The organism is Pseudomonas sp. OIL-1 (assembly GCF_010669185.1).
GTDB classification, from domain to species: Bacteria; Pseudomonadota; Gammaproteobacteria; order Pseudomonadales; family Pseudomonadaceae; genus Halopseudomonas; species Halopseudomonas profundi.
In genome coordinates this window covers 2,601,581-2,620,607 of sequence record NZ_CP048629.1, presented here as the reverse complement: position 1 = coordinate 2,620,607, position 19,027 = coordinate 2,601,581, and the positions used below count along the sequence as shown (strand labels likewise).

Below are 19,027 nucleotides of genomic sequence, written 5' to 3'. Positions count from 1 at the left end.
GATCGTGCATAGCGGGCATTGGCGACGACGCCTTGCTCGCGTAACTTTGATATTGCTATCTGACAATTACCGGCCCGAGGCCGCCTCGCACAGGTGACCGATTCGCGGCCATGTCCAGGAGACACGCTCTATGCATACTCTCAAGACACTGCTAACCGCTTCCCTTCTCGTTTCATTCAGCCTGGCCGGCCCTGCCGTGCTGGCGAACGAGAAGAATGGCGATCACAAAACGGGCCAGAATGCGACCAGCAGCCAATCGGGCAGCCAGCAGAACGATACGTCCAATAACCGCAGCGCTGAACCTGGTGAAACAGGCGACACAACGCACACCAGCCCTTACAAAAAGACCTACCCCGCTGAGGATCCGGTCACCAGCGGCGAAGCAAACGAAACTGATAACCGGGACAATCCTGACCAGCGCTAGAGACGCGAAAAACTGCTACCGCAGAACGAGCAAAGGGCCATTGGCCCTTTGTTCGTTAATGCTCACAATTCTCGGCTCACCATTCAATCCGGTGCCTGTGCCGAGCGAGCCTATAGACCCGGGGTCGACTTCGGATGGGTTTCGTGGCCCATCGGTGTGGTATCAGGCATCGACGTATCAGAGTCCTGGAAGTCAGGACTATGCACCTCGGAATCGAGAGGCATGTGACTGTAACGCTCTTTGGACTCGTGTTCACCGGAACGCCCTTCGACCAGCTGGCGCTTCATTTCACACTGACCGGTCACCCCGCGCAAAAGCGCCATGCCGCCCAAGGCAAGCTCAAGAACGCTACCTATCCCGCCGGTACGCATACCTCTTTTCAGCAACATCAGACCACCAGCAACCGAAGCGGCACGCTCCCAGCTCTGGACATTCTGCGGTGCGTTTGGATCGTACAGTTTGTTCATCATTTAACTGATCTCCTTGGTAAGGCACATCGTTAATAGATGACTCTGCTAATGCGCAACCGTTCCGGGCGGCGGATGGAATACATGCGAAATCGTCTCTTCCTCAACGTTAGCGCGCTGGCTCAACTACAGGGTGACGGGGCAACGCAACGGAAATCAGCGCGGCGATCAGTACGAAGGCGCTGGATGCCCAGAGACACGCTTCCAGGCCGTACGCCTGATACAGCCAACCCGAGAGCAAGGTGCCGATCAAGCGCCCCATCGCATTGGACATGTAGTAGAACCCGACATCCAGCGATACGCCATCATCGGTGGCGTAGCTGACGATCAGGTAGCTGTGCAGCGAGGAATTGATAGCGAACAGCACACCGAAAACCAGCAAGCCACCCACCAGCACAATCGGCTCAGGCAGGTCTGTGCCCAGCCCCACTGCGATGGCTGCTGGCAGACCGGCAAGCAGCGTCGCCCAAAGCAGTGCAGCGCGGCCATCAGGTGCTCTGCCGCTGCGTGACCGTGTCAGCGTTGGCGCAACGGTCTGCACGATGCCGTAACCGATAATCCATACCGCCATAAAGCCGCCAACGCGCCAGAAGTCCCAACCAAAGGCGGTACTCAGGTAGACCGGCAAGGCGACCACGAACCAAATGTCGCGGGCGCCGAACAGAAACATGCGCGCTGCCGATAGAAGGTTGATCGCCCGGCTCTTGGACAATAGCTCGCGAAACTTTGGTTTGGCGCTGGCCTTGCCCAGATCTTTTTTCAGCATCATCACACTGAAAACCCACACCAGCGCCAGCGTACCCGCCATCCCGAACATCGCACCGCGAAACCCTGCGGTAGAGAGCAATATCGCGCCAAGGAAGAACCCGACGCCCTTGAGGGCGTTCTTCGAACCGGTCAGCAACGCGACCCATCGATACAATGTGCCCTGCTGATCAGCAGGCACAAGAAGCTTGATGGAGCTTTTGGCCGACATCTTGTTCAGATCCTTGGCGATTCCGGACAGCGCCTGAGCGGCCATGACCAGCGGCACGCTCAGCCAGGAAACCGGTGCGGTGAGCATCAGCAGCGCCACCACCTGCATTGCCAGCCCGACATTCATTGTGCGGTTCAGGCCGAGCCGCGCGCCCAGATAGCCACCGATAAGGTTGGTCAGTACCCCGAATATTTCGTAGAACAAAAACAGCGAGGCAATCTCCAGCGGCGTATACCCCAGCGCATGGAAATGCAACACCACCAGCATGCGCAGCGCGCCATCGGTAAGCGTGAACACCCAGTAATTACCGGTCACGACGAGATACTGGCGTACCTCCGGGGACAGCCCTGCCAACGTTTTCATCAAACCTCCCTGCTAACCGATCCTGCCATTGCCGAGGCGCTACCCGATACCCGCCGCCTATCAGTTCGCGGTGCCCACCAGCCGAGCCAGTTCAACCGTACGGTTTGCATAGCCCCATTCGTTGTCATACCACGCGTAAAGCTTCACTTGAGTGCCGTTGACCACCATGGTCGACAGCGCGTCGATGATGCATGAGCGTGGGTCAGTTCGATAATCAATCGAGACCAGAGGACGCTCTTCATATCCGAGGATGCCGGCAAGATAGTCCGCCGCAGCAATCTGGAACAGCGCGTTTACTTCATCGGCTGTGGTGGCCCGCTCAACTTCGAACACGCAGTCGGTCAGCGATGCATTGGCCAGCGGCACGCGCACCGCATGGCCATTCAGGCGGCCCTTGAGCTCCGGGAAGATCTCGGCAATCGCCGTGGCCGACCCGGTCGTTGTCGGAATGAGGCTCATGCCCGACGCTCGCGCCCGACGCAGATCCTTGTGCGGTTGGTCGAGAATGCTCTGCGTATTGGTCAGATCATGAATGGTGGTAATGGAGCCATGACGAATCCCCAGCTGCTCATGGATGACCTTGACCACAGGCGCGAGGCAGTTGGTCGTGCAAGAGGCTGCGGTGACGATGCGGTGAACGGCCGGATCAAACAGATGATCGTTTACGCCCATCACGATGTTCAGCGCGCCCGGCTCTTTCACCGGCGCACTGACGACCACGCGTCTGACACCTCGCTGCAGATACGCTTCGAGCAGCGCGACGGTTTTCATCCGTCCGCTGGCTTCGATAACCAGATCACATCCCGACCAGTCCGTCTCCGCAATGGGCTGGTTAGCCGTGACCCGTATCCGCTGCCCGTCGACCAGGATGGCGTCACCCTCTGCAGTGGCCTGGCGATGCCAGCGCCCGTGAACCGAATCGAAGTTCAGCAGGTGCGCGTGGGTCGGTGCATCGCCTGCGGGATCATTGATCTGGACGAATTCGACGTCAGGCCAATCGAATGCCGCGCGTAATGCGAGCCGACCGATACGGCCAAATCCATTGATACCAATGCGGATGGTCATAGATATTTCCCGTTTTAATGAGGTCGCATGATGACGTGCAATGGTATTACGCATACCTGCAGAAATCAGCGCTGCATTACTGCTCGTTTAGCGTTTGGGCACACTGATCCAGGCTATCTAAGGTCTCACACCCGGGAATCATAAGGTGACACATAATAAGACGCTGGACGTTCTGGTTATTGGCGGAGGCCAATCGGCCCTGGCGACCGCCTATTTTCTTCGCAGGGCACGGCTCGATTATGTTCTGTTGGATGATCAGGCGCGGCCAGGTGGGGCCTGGCAACATGCCTGGGACTCCCTGCGATTATTTTCTCCGGCCACCTGGAGCTCCATTGCCGGCTGGCAAATGCCACAGACAGCCGATGACTACCCGCCTCGCGACGCCGTGATTGATTATTTGAGGCGCTATGAGCAGCGGTATCAGTTTCCGATACTAAGACCCGTTCATGTCGATTCGGTGACCAGCGAGGGAGACTGTCTGCGGGTTCAGGCCGGCGCTGACAGCTGGCTAACCCGAGCGGTTGTCAGTGCGACCGGTACCTGGTCCAAGCCTTTTATCCCGCAATACCCGGGCGCCGCAGATTTCGCCGGACAGCAGCTGCATTCATCCCGCTACCGCTCACCGAAGCCGTTTGCCGGCAAGAAGGTCATGATCGTGGGGGCCGGGAACTCCGCAGCGCAGATCCTGGCTGAAGTATCGCAATACAGTGACACGCTATGGATCGCCCTGGAGCCACCCTCGTTTCTGCCTGACCATTTCGACGGTCGCGTATTGTTCCATCGCGCCACTGCCGCATGGAAAGCACAACAGGCGGGACGGATCATAGAGGAGCCACCCGGCGGGTTAGGCGACATAGTGATGGTAGAACCAGTAATCGAAGCGCGTGAACGCGGCGTTCTGGCGGCGCAGCGGCCCTTTCAGCGGTTCACCCGCCACGGCATCGTCTGGGAAGATGGTAGGCGCGCGTCCGTCGAAGCAGTGATCTGGTGTACCGGCTTTCGCCCGGCGCTTGATCACCTCGCCAAGCTGGATATCGTCGAGGCTGACGGCAAGGTTCAGGTTGAGGGCAACCGTTCAGTCAAGCAACCAAATCTCTGGCTGGTCGGATATGGCGACTGGACCGGCACTGCCTCCGCCACGCTGATCGGGGTGATACGTAGCGCCCGCTCCGCTGTGTCGGAGATCCAGGCGTTCATTTCGCAAACGACCGATTGCCCGTGACTCATGAGTTTACGAGTATGCGTAATCAGGCAGGCAGAAATCCCACTGTCTGCCTGATACTGGCAGCCCGGCATTCGGCTGATGCGTTTAACTGACTACCCGATAACAGGGCTCGTAGGGCATCCCTCCGGGCAGCTTCATGCGGTGTTGTTCGACAAAGGACTCAAGAAGCTTGTCCAGCGGTTCCATGATGGCCGATTCACCGCGTATTTCGTATGGGCCATGCTCCTCGATACGCCGGATGCCGCGCGCCTTGACGTTGCCCGCTACGATCCCCGAGAAAGCCCGACGCAGGTTGGCTGCGAGTTCGTGTGCAGGGAGATCGCGGCTCAGCTGCAGGTTTGCCATGTTCTGATGTGTCGGATCAAAGGGCCGCTGAAAGCTCTCTTCGATCTTGAGTAACCAGTTGAAGTGAAAGGCGTCGTTGCGTGCACGGCGGAATTCAGTGACAGCCTTCAACCCTTCGGTCATTTCCCGCGCTACCTGAGCCGGGTCATTGATGATCACCTGATAGCGACTTTGTGCAGCCTCGCCCAGCGTAGCGCCGATAAAGGCATGAACCTGGCGGAGATAGGCCTCGGCACTGGCTGGCCCGGTAAGGATCACCGGGAAAGGAACGTCGTCATTGTCCGGATGCAGCAAGATGCCCAGCAGATACAGAAACTCTTCTGCAGTGCCGACCCCACCGGGGAAAATAATGATGCCGTGACCCACGCGGACAAAGGCCTCTAGGCGCTTTTCAATATCCGGAAGAATGACCAGCTCGTTGACGATCGGATTGGGGGCTTCGGCCGCAATAATCCCCGGCTCGGTCAGACCCAGATAACGGCCATGTCGAATCCGCTGTTTGGCGTGGGCGATGGTGGCGCCCTTCATTGGTCCCTTCATTACGCCTGGCCCACAGCCGGTGCAGATGTCGTGGTTGCGCAGTCCCAGCTCGTGGCCAACTCTCTTGGTATATTTGTATTCCTCGGTGCTGATCGAATGCCCGCCCCAGCACACCACCATGTTCGGCTCGACGCCGGCGCGCAAGGTACGGGCATTACGCAGCAGGTGGAAAACGTAATCAGTAATACCCTGGGAATTGGTCAGATCGATTCGCGGGCTGCCCAGTTCGCTCTCGGTGTATACGATGTCCCTCAACGCGCTGAATAGCATCTCCTTGGTGCTGGCGATCATTTCACCATCGACGAAGGCGTCAGCCGGCGCATTGATAAGATCAAGCCGCACGCCCCGGTCCTGCTGACGGATTCGCACTTCGAAGTCTTCATATGCTTCGAGAATCGTCTTGGCATTGTCGATCTGGGCACCGGTGTTGAGGATTGCCAGCGCACACTGGCGAAACAGTCGGTAGGTTTTCCCTGAGCCAACTTCGCTGAGCTGCTGAACTTCGAGCTGGGACAGCGTTTCCAGGCTGCCACGGGGATTTACTGAAACGTTGACTACTTGTCTTTGCATTCTGAATTCCGGCCAGATGAGGTAATGACCCAATCTTACTCCAGCCTCGCTGAGACGTCGCATAAGCGAAACATGAAAACCGCGATCTGATTTGCGAAACGTCGCAGAGCATTATGGGCTGATCTAGGACAGTAGACCGGTCGAATAGTTTGCGAGCATGGCATTCAGCGTAACGCGCAGCGAACTACACTGAAACTCTCTTCCTCGGGAGTACGATCATGCGGCTTATACGGATTGCGATATACCTGACGGCTTTGACGTGCATCAGCCAACCCCTGGCGGCTGAAAGAGCGGAGCGAGCCGAAGCGGCAATAAACAAGGCGGAGACGCTCGAGCAAATTACCGTTGATGAAGGCGACGTAAGCCGGGCCGCTTCTGCTGACGCGATCACCAAGGCCGAGGCCCGAGCTGTCGATCCAGCCGGTGAGGCGCCGCTGGATGACGCCATCACCTGCCTGGCGCGCTCAATCTATTGGGAAGCAAAAGGCGAAACGACAGCCAGTATGGAGGCGGTAGCCAGCGTGGTGATGAACCGGCTCGCCGATAGCAGCTTTCCAAAAACGGTGTGCGATGTGGTCAAACAAGGCTCCGAACAGGGTTCTTGCCAGTTCTCCTGGTGGTGTGACGGCCGCTCGGACACTGTGCAGGAGGAAGCGCCCTACCGGATCGCTACAGAGGTCGCACGCCAGGCACTAAACGGTCAGCTGAAGGACCGCACAAAAGGTGGTCTTTATTTCCATGACCGCCGCGTTGCGCCCGGCTGGGCGGATATCTTCACCAAGACCGCCGAAGCCGGTGACCTGCTCTTTTACCGGCCGGATTAGCCCCCCTCATTTACCAGAACGGAATTAACTGGCCACTATCGGGTCTGTGTAATCAGGAACACTCGATTAACGCCTCGCGATGCTTCACAAGAGGCCGGGTGATCTGCAGCCGGCCCACCACTGTGGGTCGGGAGGTCTCACTCTGGTTCCTGGAACAGAGCTGTCCAGGTCACGCCTCAAGCTTTCTGGGCACAGGAATGCACGGTTGACCCGTGAGTAATCGCAACCGGGGTAAGCGCGTGGATCAGATTTCAGAGGTGCACTCATGACCAGACACGCCACCGAACTACCCAGTTTTGACGAACTTATGGAAATGGCGCAAAAGCGCCCTGATGAGCTGGAAAACCTCAGGCAGCGAATGACCGACGACATTCTGCGCGACGTGCCGGCGGAACGACGACGCCGCTTATTAGGCGTCGTGTTCCGTGTGGATGCCGAGCGGCGCAAGGCCAAGAACCCACTGCAGGCTTGCATCAAGATATCCCAGATGATGATGGATTCGGCCCTCGAATTGCGCGACGGCATACTCGGTCCACTGCCGGCCCGCAATGAATCCAGGCTGGCGCAGGTTGTCCCGCTACACAAGAACAAACCCGACCGCTGAGACTGCTCCAGCACCTGATGTCCGGCGACCGGGCCGGACATCAGGAAAGCCCGCCCTGTAGACTGCACCCTCCTCCTCGGGTTTCGACCAAGCACAATCGACTCGGGCATCAGCTTGGGTAGACTTGATATACCCGACCGTCGATAGAGATTCCTGTATGACATCCAGCACCGAAGAGCTTTCCAGAATCAGTGCCGTGACCCTCGGCCATTACCAGCGTCAGGCTGAACAGTTCGAGGCAGGCACTCGTGATCATGATGTGCGCCAGAATATCGATGCGCTGCTGCGCCATATCAAAGCTGATGCCCCGCTGCAGATCCTCGACTTCGGATGTGGCCCGGGGCGAGACCTGCGCACCTTCGTCGAGATGGGTCACCAGGCGGTCGGGCTCGACGGCTGCCCTCGCTTCGTCGAGATGGCCCGGGCCAGTAGCGGCTGTGATGTCTGGCTTCAGGATTTCCTGGCGCTGGACTTACCTGCAGAACGATTCGACGGCATATTCGCCAATGCGGTGCTGTTTCACGTGCCAAGCGCGGCATTACCGAGTGTCCTGCGTCAGCTCAGAACCAGCCTGAAGCCCGGAGGCGTGCTGTTCAGCTCCAATCCCCGCGGGCACAACGAAGAGGGCTGGAATGGCGAGCGTTATGGTGCTTATTACGACCTTGAAACCTGGCGCAAATTGATGAATCAGGCTGACATGGCGGAACTGGAGCATTATTACCGACCCGCTGGCCTGCCCCGTGAACAGCAGCCCTGGCTGGCCAGCGTGTGGCGCAAGCCGTTCTGAATTTTGCCTGGCGCCTGTACAGGCTCAGCTGAACTTCGCCGCGCTTCGTATTTCCAATCGGTACACCAGCTGAACCATTAGGAGATAACCACAATGATCGACAAAAAAGCACCGGAGGACGAAAAGCCCTCAGCCCCGGAACCGTCACAGGATGAGCCCGACATCACCATGAACGATGCAGGGGAAGGCGGCCCTGGCGAGGATCCGGACTACGACGAGGCCGGCGAAGGTGATGACGGTATCGACGACCGCCATTGATCCGACACAACCTACGAAAAGGTCAGGGTTCATCGACACGGATCAGATGAACCCTATCCACCGACCCGCGACGACCGCCCCTAACCAGACGCTGATGGAAGCCACTGCGTGCAGACGCACGACTGGGTCGGCTTCACCCAACGCCAAGGCCGCACGCCAACGATCACACCTGTGCAGCCAGACAGCGTTAACCACGCCCAGCAATACCAGACATAGCTTGGTGAGAAACGCCGGATTGTCGAGATAGGCGAAGGGATCAACGCTGAACAACCACGCTCCGGTGAACATCGCCAGAAGCAGGCCGCAGGCCGCACTGCGGGAAAGCATCGGCCCGATCACATCCAGCGGAACGGCGCGAAAGATTCCGAGCAAACGAAGATCCAGCGTAAGAATGTTACCCACCAGATACGCCAGGGAAAGAATATGGGCGGCGTTGACCAGCAGATAGGCCGTTCCTGAATGACGTATCCAGGCTGCTGGTGGCAATTCGGATACTGCCGTCCAGAATTCCGGCATCGCCGCTACTGCTCAACACGCTCTGGATAGATAACGTAGTTTTTACCCTCGACGGTGACCTGGACAGCTTTCATCCGCAGCTCGGAACGGTCCTGACTGCGATTGCCCACGACGGTTATCTCGTCCCCGGCTTCAGCAGAGTCCTGATCAAAACCGGAACGCGCGGTTCCGGCTGGATTTCCGAGCTGGATATGCCAGCTTTCACCGTCCTGCGTTTCGATATCCAGCGAGGGGTGCGGCGGAGCAATGCTGACGCTTTTGACCGTTCCGGTAAGCTGCATCTGTTCGGGTTCGGCCCATGACCAGCCGTGGTGTGCCGCTACTCCTGACGCGAACAACATCCCTGCGGCAACCGTGGCGATGTATGGCAATCGATTGAACATTTCACTCCCTCCTCTTTTTTTCCGGACCAGTCAATCTGATCACGGCATTGCTGCATTGAGTATAGGAGCTGAATGAGGATGGGGTTCAGTCAGCCGAGACCGAGCAGACGTTGATATCCATTGCGGCTGAACAGCACCAGGTGATTGGTGCTGCGGTAGATCTGACCGGACGCCTTGAGCGACTCGATGAACGCGGCATGCTCGGCAGCATTCAGGTAGAAGAAATCGATCTGCTCGACCAGCTGCTCCCGCCGGCGCTTGAATGCACGGAACGCAGTGCCCTTCTCAACGCCGTTAAGTTCGTCGAGCTGTTTGAAGCTCAAGGTCGCTTGCCCTGCATATTCGATCGGATTAATGCGTGCCATTTACTTCCCTCGACAGCCATGACCTGACGCTGATGCGCATGTGATAGGTTAAAGCAATTCAACCAGACCAAAGGGCAGCCTGATGGATGAGTTCCATTATTACGAGCCGGCGAAAGGCCACGGTTTACCGCACGACCCCTTCAACGCCATCGTCGGACCGCGCCCCATAGGCTGGATATCTTCCTGCGACGCTGCCGGCAATGTAAACCTGGCACCCTATAGTTTCTTCAATGCATTCAATTACGTACCGCCCATCGTTGGCTTCTCGAGTGTGGGCCGCAAGGATAGCCTGAACAATATCGAGCAGACTGGAGAGTTCGCCTGGAACCTGGTCACACAACCGCTCGCAGAAGCCATGAACCAGACCTGTGCCATGGTGCCCCCCGATGTCGATGAGTTCGACCTGGGCCAGTTAAGCAAAGCGCCATCGCGGTTGATCGCGCCGCCGCGGGTAGCGCAAAGCCCTGTGTCCTTTGAATGCAAGGTAACCCAGATCATCCAGTTACAGCGTGCCGATAAAAGTCTGGTTCCCAGCTGGCTGATTCTGGGCGAAGTCGTCGCGGTACACATAGCCAGCCGGATGCTCAGCAAAGGGGTTTACGATACCGCCGCTGCAGAACATGTATTGCGCGGGGGCGGACCGGCAGATTACTTCTCGATACATCCCGACTCGCTGTTTCGCATGACCAGGCCAACATAGCGCCTGTACCGGTTTCCGTGACACGGGTGGTTAGGGTACCCTGCTTCCTTCCATTAACAGGAGCACATTTCATGGCCCAAGCAACAGCCCGTCACATCCTGGTTCCGACCGAGGCGAAATGTATCGAATTGAAGAGCGCCATCGAAGGCGGCGCTGATTTCGCACAGGTTGCCCGCGAGAATTCCACCTGCCCGTCAAGCCGCCAGGGCGGTGACCTTGGGACTTTCGGTCCTGGTCAGATGGTCAAGGAATTCGACACCGTTGTATTCAGCGCGCCTGTGAACGAAGTTCAGGGACCGGTAAAAACGCAATTCGGATACCATCTGCTGGAAGTCACCAGCCGCCAGGACTGATCAGCGCCGGCCTCTTTTTTTCGGCGCGCCGGGTTCGACCGCATGACGGCGAGCCCGGACAGATCCGGGCAGCGGCATACTCCGCACGAAGCTACCTCAGCGGTGTGCCGAAAACCTGGGTCCAGACTATAGTGCCCTCGCCGTCGCCGCCCAAGGCATACGCCGCTCCCATTTCGGTATAGGACGATTCCATTATGTTGGAACAATGTCCCGGGCTGGCCAGCCATCCTTGTACAACCTGTTCGACTGCGCCCTGCCCCGCTGCGATGTTCTCGCCAATGCGGCTGTACTGGTAGCCGTGATCCCTGGCGCGCGAGTCAACCTGCCTGCCGTCTCTGCCGGTATGACTGAAATAGCCCTGCTCTGCCATATCTTCACTGTGCTCAAGGGCGGCGGCTGCCAGTTTGGCATCCCACTGCAACGCTGGCGCCGCCTGGTACTCGGTGTTTCCACAGGTCTGAGGCGAGCTGCGGGCCTCGTTCACACGGGCCAATACGGCCTTTCCGGCTTCCTGCCAGTCACCCAGGTCATCATCCAGCAACGGCTGCGCCAGGATGATTTGCCAGTTATTACCTTCCCGGCTAACGCCAATATCGGCCACGTCCGGATCAAGCAGCGCACTGCAATAGCGCTCATCTATCATGCGCATCGCCATCTCGGCGTCGGAGGGCCCTGAAAAGGCCAGTGCCTGAGCGCCAGCGGCCTGATAATCCGCCTGCTGCAGCATCGATTGCAACTGCTCGCCCTGACTCAGCCGAATCCCGGACAGCGTCTGGTCAGGCGTCAACGGGCCGACAGGACCAACCCGCTGCCCTTCACAGGTTTGTTGCGACTCACGGAACTGGTTAATCAAGCTGATCAGCTCGTCAGCTTCATCAGCAACCAAAACAGGGCTCAGCAGCGTCATAGGCAGCAAGCAAACCGAGGCTGCCTTGTGCAGAGCGCTGGACCTTCTATGTGCCGAAGCACCCGACTCTGAGAACATGAGTGTGTTCTTCCCTATCGCCCGTCTTGCGAGATTGGACAACGGGTCGTAGCCAAATACTCTCGCGCCAAAAAGCAAAAAGCCGGAAGCTTATGCTCCCGGCTTGCTCGCTTGCAGCTGACTGCAGCAGGCTTCAGGCCTTGTCGACACCTTTCTTGAGGTTGTCCTTGGCTTCACCTTTCACGCCTTGTGCTTCGCCTTTGGTTTCCTGGAGCTTGCCTTCGCCTTTGGTTTCCTGATCGTCGGTCGCTTCACCTACGCCCTGCTTGGCTTTGCCCATTGTTTCGTTAGCCTTGCCTTTGAGCTTGTCACTTGTGCTTCCCATAATCATGTCTCTCTTGTGCTGGAAATACGAGGTGTACATAGAGTCGATCCTGATAACCGACAACAGTTCACTCGCGGTGCATAAACAGTTTCAATGGTGGGGCTCATTCTCATGCAGCAAGACGTTGAGCTCATCGACCACAGGCTCCCAGTCTGCATCGTCCATGATGGATTCTTTCAGGAACGCTGCCTGGGATTCGTTCCAGAATGGCGCTTCGGAAACTTTCACGTCATCAGGTAGCGGATAGTGACTGGCAACGAATGCATCGATGCTGGCCTGGTCGGATGGCAGGCCCAGTTGTTCAAATAGCAGGCTCAGGTCTTTATTGAGCAGTTCCATGGTGACTCCTCTGTCAGGCGCCGGAACTAGCGGCTCCAGGTCGCGTGCTTGGTTAACCCAGGGCCTGCTGAGGTATTGTCGCTGCGAGCAACACATCAGCAGGCTCTAACCAGTAGAGAGTCATTCGGTGATATCGGTTCCCTTCGATCCGCCTCGCTGGAAGGAACCGAAGGCGATCTACTTGACCAGCAGGACCGGAACCGGGGAGTCGTGAACCACACGTGTGGCCACAGAGCCCATCACCAGGTTGCCCAAACTACCCATACCCCGCGTACCCATTACCACGGTGTCGCATCCGTGGCGAGCGACTGCCTCAACCAACTCGGAAGTAATCTCTCCGACGGCGGTATGTGTCACGCAGGCGATACCCGCAGCCTCCAGCTGGCTCGCCGCTTCGGCTACGATTTCCTTCGCATGATCCTCCGCTCCGGCATTCAATTGCTCGAGCATCGTGGCGGATACATAGTTGCCATAAAGCTTGGGACCAGGCTGCACGTTCAAGACATGCACTTTTATTTGCGGGTATTCCCTTGAAAAATCCACCAGATATTGAATGGCACGCTTGGCTGAAGGCGAACCGTCAAATGGCACCAGTACCGTCTGCATAACTTCTCCTCGTTCTTGTTGATCTTGGCCCTGTCACTATAGTCATTCTGGCACCGACATATCACGTTCGGGTTGACCTCAATCAATATGCCTGACGAGATTGATTGTGCGGACCAACAACACAGCAATGCAGCTTCCACAGGCTACCTCCGAAATCAGCTGTCGCGAGCCAAATATCTGAGTTGCCGGATGGCACACACCCCAATACAGGATAATGCGCCGCATCACTCCGATGGCTGATCAAGCCTGCCGGCTGGCAGGGTGGGGCAAGAATTGAAAACAGGGATGTTTTCATCAAGCCCCCAGGGAAGGGTTCATGCCGTCTTGCGGAGTCCCGGCAGGCGGTGGGTGGACAGCAGCGGAGATACAGCCGCTACATCTCAGCGTGACGACGCCGGATGCCTATATCGACTCGCATACAGACTGCAGCGATAAACAGAAAGGCTATACCCAGCGCACCGCGGCTGACGGTAGTGCCGGCGATTGACGACACGGCGTTGGCAATCTCGTTGGGATACGCGGCCAGGAGCCCACCAAGCGGCACCATGATGAACAGGAAGCAGAAGCCCAGAGTACGGAAGATTTTCAAAGTTACCTCACACCATGCATTGTTGTTTCAACTCAGCATGGCGTGATTCGGCACGATAAACAAACTAGACGATGGTGGAAGGCCGTGCTCAGGCGCGCGGCAAAGTCACGCCGCGCTGGCCCTGATACTTTCCGCCCCGGTCCTTGTACGACACTTCGCATACTTCGTCGGACTCGAAGAACAGCATTTGCGCTACGCCTTCGTTAGCGTAGATCTTCGCCGGCAAGGTAGTAGTGTTGGAAAATTCGAGGGTGACGTGACCTTCCCATTCAGGCTCGAGCGGAGTGACGTTGACGATAATGCCGCAACGCGCATAGGTGCTCTTGCCCAGACAAATGGTCAGTACATTGCGAGGAATACGGAAGTATTCCACGGTACGCGCCAGTGCAAAGGAGTTCGGCGGAATGATGCAGACGTCGCTCTTGATATCGACGAAGCTGTCTTCATCAAAATGCTTGGGATCGACGGTAGCCGAGTGGATATTGGTGAAAACCTTGAATTCATCCGCGCAGCGCACATCGTAGCCGTAGCTGGATACACCATAGGAGATTACCCGGCTGCCTTCCTCGCCACGCACCTGGCGTTCCAGAAAGGGCTCAATCATGCCCTGCTCTTCGGACATGCGGCGAATCCAGCGGTCAGATTTAATGCTCATGGAGTGTCCTGCTTTAGACCAGAAAAGGTGCCGTATCTTAGCCGGTTATGCCTGTCGACAAAAGGTCAACAGGCAAGCCGCTATCAATCGTCGCTGACACTGATGGTCGGAGCAGCCTGAGCCTGTCCGGCGCGCTGGGCAATACGTGCCCCGACGTGCCGGGCAATGTCCTGGTAGAGCATGCTTATCTGACTGTCCGGCTCGGCAACGACGGTGGGCTTGCCGCCATCTGCCTGTTCGCGAATCATCATTGACAGGGGCATCGAGGCCAGCAGGTCGACATCGTATTCGTCCGCCAACCGCTCACCGCCACCTTCACCGAACAGATGCTCGGCATGGCCGCAATTGGAACAGACATGCACCGCCATGTTTTCCACCACGCCCAGCACCGGAATGTTCACCTTGCGGAACATCTCGACGCCCTTCTTGGCATCCAGCAAGGCCAGATCCTGTGGCGTGGTCACGATAACAGCCCCCGTGACCGGCACCTTCTGCGCCAGGGTCAGTTGAATATCCCCGGTGCCCGGCGGCATATCCACGACCAAGTAATCCAGATCGTTCCAGGCAGTCTGCGTCAGTAACTGCATCAGCGCACCGGAGACCATCGGGCCACGCCATACCATGGGCGTCTTGGCATCGGCCAGAAAGGCCATGGACATCACCTGGATACCATGGGCAGTCGGCGCTATAAAAAACTTTTCTTCACGCACTTCAGGGCGGGTGCCCTCCGGCAGGCCGAGCATCAGACCCATGCTCGGGCCATAAATATCAGCATCGAGCACACCGACCCGGGCACCTTCCCTGGCCAGCGCCAGTGCCAGGTTGGCGGCAGTAGTGGACTTGCCCACACCGCCCTTGCCTGACGCCACGGCAATAATATTCTTCACGTTGTGCAGAGCTTCCACTGAACCCTGCGCAGGCGCGGCGGCGATATCGCAACGCACATTGATAGTGGCCGATTCGACGCCGTCCACGTTTTCAACGGCGACCCTGAGCATTTCGGCAATTCCGCTAATGATGCCGGCCGCCGCATAACCCAACACCACCTCCGCCGTGACCTTGCCACCTTCTATATCCAGCTGCTTGAGGCAACCCGAACTCACGAGATCCGTACGTGTATAGGGATCCTGATACTGAGCAAGGGCACGTTTGATGGCGGGACGATCTATAGCGGTCATGGGGTATCCAATGCTGTGACGTTTCAGATTTGTATGCTACTGACTGAACATTAGCCAGGGAAGCGCTGTGCCGAATATGACAGCGCACATCAATGCTTTACTCATGAAAAAGGCCGGAGCACGAGAAAGTGCGCCGGCCTTGATCGAACACCTGCGAAGCTACGCAGATCTAAACGCTTCAAGCCGCTTCAGGCTGCTCTTCTGTTGCCTCTTCAGGCTGATCGCCCGCTTCAGCTTCAGGTTCAGGCTCTTGAGCAGCCTCGGGCTGCTCGTCCTGTGGCTCTTCGCCGACTTGCTCGAGCAGTGCGTTAAGCAGTGTTTCACCACGCTCGCCGACCATTTCAACGAAGACATCGCGGACCGGCAAGCTACGCTCGCGGAATGCTGCTCGTTCTTCGGCGGTGAGGTAAATCAGCTCGATATCGCTGTTCTCGGTAATGATATCCAGGCGCTCGGTGTTCAGACGCGTCTGCACGTCATGAATATATGGCACCAGTTCAACCACTACTTCTTCGATAAGATCCTTGCGCTCGTCAGACAGATTCTCGTACCACGACTGATTGGCCATGAAGGTGGCAATAAACTGCGCCTGGTTGGCGAAGATCATGTAATCCTGGACCTGATAGAAGTCCATTTCCTGGTGAGCGAATACCGGCTGAATGTTGCCGTCAAGCTGGCCCAACTGCAGGCCGCTATATAGCTCGCCATATTCCATGGTGGTCGGGTCGGCCCCATAAGCGCTGTATGTTTCGTTCAGCAAACGGTTATCCATGGTGCGAATGGCCAGGCCCTGGAAATCTTCAGGCGTACGGATTGCCGTGTTCGCAGTCCAGACCTGCCAGCCTTCCGGCACGATTGCTAAAGGGTGCAGATCACGTTCATTGAATGCTTCGATAAGAGCGGAATGCTTGCGAAAATCGGGATGATTGAGCACTTCAGCATTTTTCTTTTCGTCATCGGTCAGCACGAAGTTCAGGCTGAACAACTGCGATTCAGGAACAGTACCACCGAGAAAGCCCGAGCCAAATGCCATTTCGATCGAGCCTGCCTGGACCTGATCATAAATATCAGTCAAACCGCCAAGCTGACCATAAGGAAACAGTTCCACCTCGACTTCGCCGTTTGTTTTCTCACTGATCAGTTCCGCGAACTGCGCGCCGTATTCGTATTGGACACTGCCTTCGATCTCTTCCAGACCAATTCGCCACACCTCGACCTGGCCGGGTTCCGGTTGTGCCTCAGGGCCCGTTTCGGCTGTTTCTTGCTCATCTGAGCCACACGCCGCCAATACCAGGGCTGCTGCCCCAACTACTCCATTACGCCAGTTCATGGAACGCTCCTTATCGATTGTTCTGCTTAACCGTTTTTAACCTTATCACAAGGTCGTCATATGTCCACGTCGTGCAAAAACCCGAATCATGAGTTAAGGTCAAAAAAGGAAACTGGACGCGAAGTCGGTGCAACGTGGCCAGTTACCACTGCATTGACTACAGAATGAAAGTAAATATCCCGACGTTAATATTTACGCCCGGGTAGTGCCTGACCAGGCCATGGAGAGGATCAACAGATGCCCGAGCCTGCCGACAGGTCGGACAACCACTCGTTCAAGGCGTTGCTGAGCAAAGCTCTGCGCGCCCTGGATCGAATTGCAGAACACATCGAGAAAACCATACTGGGTTGCAGCGTGCTGTTTCTGGCGGGTCTGTTGATTGCTCATGTTCTCGGGCGCCAGCTGCTGGGAACCGGCGTAACCGGTCAGGTGGAACTGACTCAGATGAGTCTGATCATCATGACCTTCGCCGGATTGGGCTATGCCGTTCGACGCGCCCGGCACATCTCTATGTCAGCCTTCTACGACCAGCTCAAGGGCACGCCCCGCAAGATTCTGCTGGTCACCATTTCCTTGTCGACCGGCGCACTGATGTTCTTCTTCGCCTGGCACGCCTGGGACTATGTTATGGCCATTCACGGTCGCGGCCGCACCTCTTCCGCCTTACAAATCCCGTTGTGGATCCCCTACCTCATGGCGCCGGTGGGCTTTGCTCTGGCGGGCATTCAGTATTGGCTCACTGCGATACGCAACATGATCTCCAAGGGCATCTACCGGTCATTCAATGAGAAAGAAGCTTACGATGAAGTACCCGACTCAGCCCTCTAGACGGGTGATCAATCCATGCTGACCCTTACTGTCATCGTTATGGTGGTGTTGCTGCTGCTTGGCTTCCCCATGCTGGTTCCGCTGCTCGCAGCGAGCCTGATGCTGCTGTTCCTCGAGCTGGACATGAACAACGTAAGCCTGCTGATGGGCCAGATGATCAGTGGCGTTCAGTCCTGGGCACTGGCCGCCGTTCCGCTGTTCATCTTCGCTGCCGATGTAATGACCCGAGGCCACACTTCCCAGCGCCTGCTTGATCTGGTGCAAAGCTTCGTTGGCCATTTGCGTGGCGGCTTGCCCATTACCACTGCTGCCAGCTGTACATTGTTTGGAGCAGTCTCGGGTTCGACCCAGGCCACCGTCGTTGCAATGGGTGGACCGATGCGGCCAAAGTTGCTCGAAAAAGGCTATTCCGACAGTTTCTCCCTGGCTCTGATCATCAATGCCAGCGATATCGCCCTGCTGATTCCACCCAGTATCGGCATGATCATCTATGGCGTGGTATCCGGCGCCTCGATCGGCAATCTGTTCATTGCCGGCATCCTGCCCGGCTTGCTGATTCTGCTGATGTTCTCCGTCTATTGCTGGGCAGCCTCTATACGCATGGGTATTGCGCCTGAGCCCCGTTCCGGCTGGGCGACTCGTTGGGCAGCAATGAAAAAGGCCGTACTGCCCCTGGGCTTTCCGCTGGTTGTGGTCGGCGGCATTTACGGAGGCATTTTCAGTCCCACTGAGGCGGCGGCTATTGCCGTGCTCTATGCGCTGGTGCTGGAGATCGTCATTCTGCGTGCGGTCAAGATCAGCGAGATCTGGGATGTAGCGCTTTCGACCGGTCTGATCACGGCCGTGGTCTTCATTCTGGTAGCAGCCGGGACGGCTTTCACCTATACCATCTCGTTCGCCGGCATACCCCAGGCGATACTCGGGCCGATAATCGAGGCGATCGGTGACAGTCAGCTGCTGGTGCTTGGGCTGATCGCGATCTCCTTCTTTATTGGCTGCATGTTTGTCGATCCCATCGTGGTCATCCTGATTCTCACCCCTCTGTTCAAGCCCGCTGTGGACGCAGCCGGACTCGACCCAGTGCATGTAGGTGTTATCGTGACCCTGCAGGCGGCGATCGGCTCCGCCACGCCCCCGTTCGGCTGCGACATCTTCACTGCAATGGCCATCTTCCGGCGCCCCTACTTTGACGTTATCAAGGGCACGCCACCCTTCATTTTCATCCTCCTGCTGGCCACCGTTCTGTTGATATTCTTCCCTCAGATATCACTCTGGCTGCCCTCATTGTCTGATTCATGAGGGCGCGTTAACCAGAGCCCGGCATTGCCCTCAGGTCTCGTAGCGCATAACAAAAAAATCACGCTCTCTCCCCTTCGGTTATTTCCTGGCCTGCCGATATGTCTATATAGTGGCGAAACCCAATCAGC

The 19,027-nt window shown here is 57.2% G+C and carries 25 protein-coding genes; 10 read left to right on the top strand and 15 right to left on the bottom strand.

What is annotated here, in order from left to right:
- The first annotated feature begins 130 nt into the window (after positions 1 to 130).
- Positions 131 to 424, top strand: coding sequence for a hypothetical protein (locus tag G3M63_RS12285; RefSeq protein ID WP_150300939.1), 294 nt, complete (start codon positions 131 to 133; stop codon positions 422 to 424).
- Between the two features lie 110 nt (positions 425 to 534).
- Here G3M63_RS12285 and G3M63_RS12280 read toward each other — a convergent pair whose 3' ends face one another.
- From G3M63_RS12280 to G3M63_RS12270, 3 genes are all read right to left on the bottom strand, one after another.
- A complete protein-coding gene (locus G3M63_RS12280) occupies positions 535 to 894 on the bottom strand; it encodes a DUF2892 domain-containing protein (protein WP_150300940.1) in 360 nt (119 codons plus the stop codon).
- Positions 895 to 1,000: 106 nt separating this feature from the next.
- On the bottom strand, positions 1,001 to 2,230 hold the full coding sequence (gene arsJ / locus G3M63_RS12275) for an organoarsenical effux MFS transporter ArsJ (RefSeq protein WP_163983304.1): 1,230 nt from the start codon (positions 2,228 to 2,230) through the stop codon (positions 1,001 to 1,003).
- Between the two features lie 60 nt (positions 2,231 to 2,290).
- Complete coding sequence (locus G3M63_RS12270) at positions 2,291 to 3,295, bottom strand: ArsJ-associated glyceraldehyde-3-phosphate dehydrogenase (protein WP_163983303.1); 1,005 nt, start codon at positions 3,293 to 3,295, stop codon at positions 2,291 to 2,293.
- 145 nt (positions 3,296 to 3,440) lie between these two features.
- On the opposite strand from G3M63_RS12270, the gene G3M63_RS12265 reads away from it, so the two are divergent.
- Positions 3,441 to 4,517: an ArsO family NAD(P)H-dependent flavin-containing monooxygenase gene (locus G3M63_RS12265; RefSeq protein ID WP_163983302.1), complete on the top strand. Its 1,077-nt coding sequence runs from the start codon at positions 3,441 to 3,443 to the stop codon at positions 4,515 to 4,517.
- 87 nt (positions 4,518 to 4,604) lie between these two features.
- Here G3M63_RS12265 and ppnN read toward each other — a convergent pair whose 3' ends face one another.
- Positions 4,605 to 5,975: a nucleotide 5'-monophosphate nucleosidase PpnN gene (gene ppnN, locus G3M63_RS12260; protein ID WP_163983301.1), complete on the bottom strand. Its 1,371-nt coding sequence runs from the start codon at positions 5,973 to 5,975 to the stop codon at positions 4,605 to 4,607.
- Positions 5,976 to 6,193: 218 nt separating this feature from the next.
- On the opposite strand from ppnN, the gene G3M63_RS12255 reads away from it, so the two are divergent.
- The 4 genes from G3M63_RS12255 to G3M63_RS12240 all read left to right on the top strand — a co-directional run bounded on the left by G3M63_RS12255 (position 6,194) and on the right by G3M63_RS12240 (position 8,448).
- A complete protein-coding gene (locus tag G3M63_RS12255) occupies positions 6,194 to 6,799 on the top strand; it encodes a cell wall hydrolase (RefSeq protein ID WP_163983300.1) in 606 nt (201 codons plus the stop codon).
- 265 nt (positions 6,800 to 7,064) lie between these two features.
- On the top strand, positions 7,065 to 7,403 hold the full coding sequence (locus G3M63_RS12250; protein ID WP_150300946.1) for a DUF3135 domain-containing protein: 339 nt from the start codon (positions 7,065 to 7,067) through the stop codon (positions 7,401 to 7,403).
- 157 nt (positions 7,404 to 7,560) lie between these two features.
- Entirely contained in the window at positions 7,561 to 8,190 is a 630-nt protein-coding gene (locus G3M63_RS12245) for a bifunctional 2-polyprenyl-6-hydroxyphenol methylase/3-demethylubiquinol 3-O-methyltransferase UbiG (protein WP_163983299.1), read from the top strand.
- A 93-nt stretch (positions 8,191 to 8,283) separates the two neighbouring features.
- On the top strand, positions 8,284 to 8,448 hold the full coding sequence (locus tag G3M63_RS12240) for a hypothetical protein (protein WP_163983298.1): 165 nt from the start codon (positions 8,284 to 8,286) through the stop codon (positions 8,446 to 8,448).
- Positions 8,449 to 8,490: 42 nt separating this feature from the next.
- Here the strand turns inward: G3M63_RS12240 and G3M63_RS12235 are convergent, their stop codons facing one another.
- The 3 genes from G3M63_RS12235 to G3M63_RS12225 all read right to left on the bottom strand — a co-directional run bounded on the left by G3M63_RS12235 (position 8,491) and on the right by G3M63_RS12225 (position 9,712).
- Positions 8,491 to 8,964, bottom strand: coding sequence for a DUF6644 family protein (locus G3M63_RS12235; RefSeq protein ID WP_163983297.1), 474 nt, complete (start codon positions 8,962 to 8,964; stop codon positions 8,491 to 8,493).
- Between the two features lie 5 nt (positions 8,965 to 8,969).
- Positions 8,970 to 9,347 (bottom strand): DUF6152 family protein, encoded by a 378-nt coding sequence (locus G3M63_RS12230; RefSeq protein WP_163983296.1) that lies wholly within the window; start codon positions 9,345 to 9,347, stop codon positions 8,970 to 8,972.
- A gap of 89 nt (positions 9,348 to 9,436) precedes the next feature.
- Positions 9,437 to 9,712, bottom strand: coding sequence for an ORF6N domain-containing protein (locus G3M63_RS12225; protein ID WP_163983295.1), 276 nt, complete (start codon positions 9,710 to 9,712; stop codon positions 9,437 to 9,439).
- Positions 9,713 to 9,791: 79 nt separating this feature from the next.
- Here G3M63_RS12225 and G3M63_RS12220 point away from each other — a divergent pair, with 79 nt between their 5' ends.
- Together G3M63_RS12220 and G3M63_RS12215 are read left to right on the top strand one after the other, a co-directional pair.
- Complete coding sequence (locus G3M63_RS12220; protein WP_163984259.1) at positions 9,792 to 10,412, top strand: flavin reductase family protein; 621 nt, start codon at positions 9,792 to 9,794, stop codon at positions 10,410 to 10,412.
- 71 nt (positions 10,413 to 10,483) lie between these two features.
- Complete coding sequence (locus G3M63_RS12215) at positions 10,484 to 10,765, top strand: peptidylprolyl isomerase (protein WP_150300952.1); 282 nt, start codon at positions 10,484 to 10,486, stop codon at positions 10,763 to 10,765.
- Positions 10,766 to 10,856: 91 nt separating this feature from the next.
- Here the strand turns inward: G3M63_RS12215 and G3M63_RS12210 are convergent, their stop codons facing one another.
- The 8 genes from G3M63_RS12210 to dctP form a co-directional block, all read right to left on the bottom strand.
- Positions 10,857 to 11,651 (bottom strand): CAP domain-containing protein, encoded by a 795-nt coding sequence (locus G3M63_RS12210; RefSeq protein ID WP_256669802.1) that lies wholly within the window; start codon positions 11,649 to 11,651, stop codon positions 10,857 to 10,859.
- Between the two features lie 232 nt (positions 11,652 to 11,883).
- Positions 11,884 to 12,075, bottom strand: a complete 192-nt coding sequence (locus G3M63_RS12205; RefSeq protein WP_150300954.1) for a CsbD family protein — start codon at positions 12,073 to 12,075, stop codon at positions 11,884 to 11,886.
- Positions 12,076 to 12,165: 90 nt separating this feature from the next.
- Positions 12,166 to 12,414, bottom strand: coding sequence for a DUF2789 domain-containing protein (locus G3M63_RS12200; protein ID WP_150300955.1), 249 nt, complete (start codon positions 12,412 to 12,414; stop codon positions 12,166 to 12,168).
- Positions 12,415 to 12,591: 177 nt separating this feature from the next.
- Positions 12,592 to 13,020, bottom strand: a complete 429-nt coding sequence (locus G3M63_RS12195) for a universal stress protein (RefSeq protein WP_150300956.1) — start codon at positions 13,018 to 13,020, stop codon at positions 12,592 to 12,594.
- A gap of 373 nt (positions 13,021 to 13,393) precedes the next feature.
- Complete coding sequence (locus G3M63_RS12190) at positions 13,394 to 13,609, bottom strand: hypothetical protein (protein ID WP_163983293.1); 216 nt, start codon at positions 13,607 to 13,609, stop codon at positions 13,394 to 13,396.
- A gap of 88 nt (positions 13,610 to 13,697) precedes the next feature.
- The gene (dcd, locus tag G3M63_RS12185) at positions 13,698 to 14,264 is read right to left on the bottom strand and encodes a dCTP deaminase (protein WP_150300958.1); all 567 of its coding nucleotides are present in this window, start codon (positions 14,262 to 14,264) and stop codon (positions 13,698 to 13,700) included.
- A gap of 83 nt (positions 14,265 to 14,347) precedes the next feature.
- The gene (gene apbC, locus G3M63_RS12180; protein WP_163983292.1) at positions 14,348 to 15,442 is read right to left on the bottom strand and encodes an iron-sulfur cluster carrier protein ApbC; all 1,095 of its coding nucleotides are present in this window, start codon (positions 15,440 to 15,442) and stop codon (positions 14,348 to 14,350) included.
- 178 nt (positions 15,443 to 15,620) lie between these two features.
- On the bottom strand, positions 15,621 to 16,772 hold the full coding sequence (dctP, locus tag G3M63_RS12175; protein WP_163983291.1) for a TRAP transporter substrate-binding protein DctP: 1,152 nt from the start codon (positions 16,770 to 16,772) through the stop codon (positions 15,621 to 15,623).
- Between the two features lie 237 nt (positions 16,773 to 17,009).
- Here dctP and G3M63_RS12170 point away from each other — a divergent pair, with 237 nt between their 5' ends.
- A complete protein-coding gene (locus tag G3M63_RS12170) occupies positions 17,010 to 17,600 on the top strand; it encodes a TRAP transporter small permease (protein ID WP_163983290.1) in 591 nt (196 codons plus the stop codon).
- 15 nt (positions 17,601 to 17,615) lie between these two features.
- Positions 17,616 to 18,899, top strand: coding sequence for a TRAP transporter large permease (locus tag G3M63_RS12165; RefSeq protein ID WP_163983289.1), 1,284 nt, complete (start codon positions 17,616 to 17,618; stop codon positions 18,897 to 18,899).
- Positions 18,900 to 19,027: the final 128 nt, after the last annotated feature.